A 3186-nucleotide genomic window follows, 5' to 3' on the forward strand; every position below is an offset into this window, starting at 1 on the left:
CCTCGGCCTGCCCTCGGCCGAGTTCGACCGGCACATCGCCTATGACATCGGCGTCGAGGCGGTGACGCGCGAACTGGCTGCCCTGCTCGGCGTGCCGGCGGTGCTCGCCAATTTTTCGCGACTGCTGATCGATCCCAATCGCGGCGAAGACGATCCGACGCTCATTCGCCAGCTTTATGACGGCACTGTCGTACCTGGGAATTACCCCATCACTGCCGAGGAGCGCGAGAGGCGGCTCGACGGGTTCTATCGGCCCTATCACGACGCTGTCGGCGCCATGATCGCATCGGTCGCACAGGCTTCCGCCCAGACGCCCTTCATCTTTTCGGTGCATTCCTTCACCCCGGCCATGCAAGGAATCCAGCGTCCTTGGCACGTCGGCATCCTGTGGGATCTCGACGACCGCGTGGCGCGGCCGTTGATAGACATGCTGGCGCAGGACAAGAACCTCGTCGTCGGCGACAACGAACCCTATGACGGCGCACTGCGCGGCGACACCATGTACAAGCATGCCATCGTCAACGGCTTCGCCCATGCGCTGATCGAGATCCGACAGGATCTGATATCGGACCAGAAGGGCGCGCTCGCCTGGGCCGAACGGTTGGCGCCGATCGTTGACGCGATCGACCGCCGTCCCGATATACATGTGGTGAAGATGTTCGGCTCGCGCACCGGGCCGCTATGACGGAGGTTTCGATGACCGAACTCAGCGACGAGCAGCAACGCGACTTCGAAGCGGCCGCCTTCCGCCGGCTGGTCGAGCATCTGCGCGAGCGCAACGATGTGCAGAACATCGACCTGATGAATCTCGCCGGCTTCTGCCGCAACTGCCTGTCGAACTGGTATCGCGAGGCAGCCAATGCCGAGGGCGTCGATCTCACCAAGGATCAGTCGCGCGAGATCGTCTACGGCATGCCTTATGGGGAATGGCAGGCGCTGAACCAGACCGAGGCCTCCGACGCCAAGAAGGCCGAATTCGAGGCAAGGCGCCCCCAGGACCATTGACGCCGTCGCCCCAGCGATCCCTTAAGGCTATGTTTGGCCCAGAATGCTTCCCGAAAGAGCCTTGACTGAAAATTGAATCGATCTAATTTGCCGCGCGAAGCCATTTTCAGCGGGATTCGCCTCATGAACGCGTCAATTGCCAAGCTGACTGCCATTCGCGGACGATGGGCGCTCGCGGCCATTTTTCTCGCCAACGGCTTCCTGACGGGCAGCTGGGCGCCGCAGATCCCGGTGTTCCTGACCCGGCTGGAGATTTCGAAGTTCACGCTCGGCCTGCTGATACTCTTATTCGGCGTCGGTGCCGTCGTCGCGATGACCTGGTGCGGCCATTTGATTTCCAGACATGGCTCGCGCACCGTACTGCGCTGGTTCGCCCTGTGCGGCAGCCTCGGCCTGATGGTCGTGGCGCTGGCGCCCAACGTACCGCTGGCGGCCGTGGCCATGATCATCTTCGGCGGCTCGATCGGTGGCATGGACGTTGCCATGAATGCCAATGCCGTGGTGGTCGAACGGCGGCTCTCCCGCGCCGTCATGTCGTCCTCGCACGGCTTCTGGAGTCTCGGCGGCTTCGCCGGCGGCGGCCTCGGCGGCTTTGCCATCCAGCACTACGGCCACCTCGCCCACGCGGCGGCGGTAACGGTGTTTGCCTTCGCGGTGATCGCGGTGGCCGTTCGCCATCTCCTCACCGAAGACAGCCCGCAGGCAGCCGAGCACCACAAATTCGCACTGCCGGCAAACCCGCTGGTTTATCTGATCGGACTGATGGCGCTGCTGGCGATGATCTCCGAAGGCGCGGTGCTCGACTGGGCAGCCCTGTATCTGCGCCAGGAGCTCGGCGCCGATCTTGCCGTTGCCGGCCTCGCCTACGCCGGATTTTCGGGCGTCATGGCGATTACGCGGTTCTTCGGCGACGGCATACGCAATCGCTTCGGCGCGGTGACGACGCTGCGCGTGTCGGCCCTGGTAGCAGCGGTCGGCATGCTGGTGGCTGGCCTGGCGCCCTCGCCCTGGCTCGCCATTGCAGCCTTTGCCTTTTGCGGCTTCGGCATCGCCAATATGGTGCCGATCATCTTTTCGGCCGGCGGCAACCAGGAAGGCATGTCTTCTGGCACCGGCATGAGCGTGGTCACCACTATCGGATACTGCGGCATACTGGTGGCGCCGTCGGCGATCGGCTTCGTTGCCGAGCATTCCAGCTTCGGCCCGATCTTCATCACCATGTCGGGACTGCTGATCATCGTGTTGCTGATGGCCGGGCTCGCTCACCGCGCCGAATTCGCGCCAGCACCCGCCGAATAGCGTTTCAGCTCCTCGTGGAGGAAATCCACCACACGGCGGATGCGCACGCTGGTACGCACATCGCGATGCATCGCCAGCCACACCGGCAGAACCGGCAGCGGCAGGTCAGGCAGCACCTTCTCAATCAAAGGATCCCTGTCGGCCAGCGGCTCCTGGCCGAGGCCAATGCCGTTTCCCGCCCGCACCGCTTCCCACAAAACGATCTGGTTGTCGGCCCTGAAGCGGAAGCTGCTCCGGGTGACGGGGATGCCATGCTGGGTAAAGCCCCTGATGATCTCGTCGCCGCGATCGAAGCCGACCAGATCGTGGTCGACAAGATCGGCAGGCTTCAGCGGACGGCCGCGCCTGTCGAGATAGGATTTGGCCGCGCAGGCGCAGAGCTCGATATCGCAGACCTTGCGTGCCGACAGCTCGTTCTGCGCCGGCTTGACCATGCGGATGGCGATGTCGGCATCCCGACGCAGCAGGTTCTCGACCTGGTTCGAAGCAACGATCTCGACCTCGATGCCGGGCTCCTCGATCCCCAGCCGCATCGTCATCTCAGGCAGGACATAGGCCGCCACCACCTCGCTGGCGGCGATGCGCACCGTGCCTTCGATGGCCTCGACCGAACCCAGCGCCAGCAGTGAGAAGGCGCTTGCCTGCTCGCTGACCGCCTTGCCGCGTTCGAACAGCGTGCTGCCGGCCTCCGTTAGTTCGTAGCCGTGCCGTCCTCGACGGAACAGTGTGACGCCGAGTGCCCGTTCCAACTCGCCGATGTGACGGCCAAGCGTCGGCTGGCTTGCCGAAAGCTTTCGCGCGGCGGCCGACAGGCTGCCGGATTCCGCCACGGCGACAAAGCTCTTGATCAGGTTCCAGTCAATTTCGGTCATTCATTTATGA

General features: G+C 63.8%; 4 protein-coding genes. 3 read left to right on the forward strand and 1 reads right to left on the reverse strand.

Annotated features, from left to right (window positions below):
- The 3 genes from EN750_RS25850 to EN750_RS25860 all read left to right on the forward strand — a co-directional run.
- A partial coding sequence (locus EN750_RS25850; protein ID WP_127398245.1) for an N-formylglutamate amidohydrolase occupies window positions 1–685 on the forward strand: 685 nt, incomplete at its 5' end.
- A gap of 11 nt (window positions 686–696) precedes the next feature.
- The gene (locus EN750_RS25855) at window positions 697–1005 is read left to right on the forward strand and encodes a DUF1244 domain-containing protein (RefSeq protein ID WP_027037142.1); all 309 of its coding nucleotides are present in this window, start codon (window positions 697–699) and stop codon (window positions 1003–1005) included.
- A gap of 123 nt (window positions 1006–1128) precedes the next feature.
- Entirely contained in the window at window positions 1129–2304 is a 1176-nt protein-coding gene (locus EN750_RS25860) for an MFS transporter (RefSeq protein WP_127398247.1), read from the forward strand.
- Here the strand turns inward: EN750_RS25860 and EN750_RS25865 are convergent.
- A complete protein-coding gene (locus tag EN750_RS25865) occupies window positions 2268–3176 on the reverse strand; it encodes a LysR family transcriptional regulator (RefSeq protein ID WP_127398249.1) in 909 nt (302 codons plus the stop codon). The genes EN750_RS25860 and EN750_RS25865 overlap by 37 nt on opposite strands.
- Window positions 3177–3186 lie beyond the last annotated feature (10 nt).

It is taken from the genome of Mesorhizobium sp. M7A.F.Ca.ET.027.03.2.1 (assembly GCF_003999175.1).
In the GTDB taxonomy this organism is placed as follows: domain Bacteria; phylum Pseudomonadota; class Alphaproteobacteria; order Rhizobiales; family Rhizobiaceae; genus Mesorhizobium.

What these genes read in the sequence shown, in the direction of transcription:
- EN750_RS25860 (WP_127398247.1), top strand. Translation starts at nt 1,129, where the DNA reads ATGAACGCGTCAATTGCCAAGCTGACTGCCATTCGCGGACGATGGGCG.
- EN750_RS25855 (WP_027037142.1), top strand. Translation starts at nt 697, where the DNA reads ATGACCGAACTCAGCGACGAGCAGCAACGCGACTTCGAAGCGGCCGCC.
- EN750_RS25865 (WP_127398249.1), bottom strand. Translation starts at nt 3,176, where the DNA reads ATGACCGAAATTGACTGGAACCTGATCAAGAGCTTTGTCGCCGTGGCG.